We start from the raw sequence: 821 nt of genomic DNA, 5'->3' as shown, positions 1-821 counted from the left end.
AGATTGGACGTGTGAAGGCGAAGGCTAGAACCAGTCTAGACGCATACGATTTATACTTGCGAGCTCTTCCATACTACTACGGGAAAACTGAATCAGATAGCGACGAGACGCTACGATTGCTGGAAGCGGCGGTTGCCTCAGCACCCGATTTCCCTCTAGCGCGTGTCATGCTAGCGCAAGCTTGGACGCAGCGCAGATCACAGGGGTGGAGCACAGATCCGACGGCGATACGCCAACTGGCGAACGACGCAGTCGCCGGAGCACCTGAAGACGGCATTGTGCTGGCCCTCGCGGCGCACGCCTTAAGTACAGGCGTTTACGATCATGCCCGGGCGCTGGTCCTGGCTGAGGCCGCACTCTCGCTTCTTCCCTATTCCAGCTTGGTCGTTGGTCGGGCGGGTTCCGTCTTTGCCATGGTGCTCGATTTGGGGCGTGCTGAGGTGCTCCTGCAATACGCGTTGCAGCTTACCCCGCGAGATCCGTGGAAAGTGGTCTGGCAGGTCTACCTGGCGATTGCTCGCTTCGGCTCGGGTCAACTCGTATCCGCCCTCGACTTGCTCGACCAAGTTGTTCGCGATGCTCCCCTCTATCCTTCAAGCAGGAAATGGCGCGCCTCCGTGCTCGGCGCCCTAGGGCGTGAGGAGGAAGCTCGCGTCGAAGCGGACTTGATGCGGAAATTGTCGCCCGGCCTTCATCGAATAAATGAAGCCGGGCTCCGCGAGGCCTTCCCGGCGGAGTTTGCCGATCGGCTGGTCACGGCGTTTCGCGCGGCCGGATTTCCCGATTAGCAGAAAGGAGTCGAGGTCACAGGCGTGCTTGCC

1 protein-coding gene is annotated in these 821 nt (G+C 60.3%); it reads left to right on the top strand.

Annotated elements, in window-relative coordinates; genetic code table 11:
* A partial coding sequence (locus AC1DWF_RS33445; protein WP_476842798.1) for a tetratricopeptide repeat protein occupies positions 1–788 on the top strand: 788 nt, incomplete at its 5' end.
* Positions 789–821 lie beyond the last annotated feature (33 nt).

Source organism: Aminobacter sp. P4_D5 (assembly GCF_056401815.1).
This window is presented reverse-complemented; position numbering and strand designations above follow the sequence as displayed.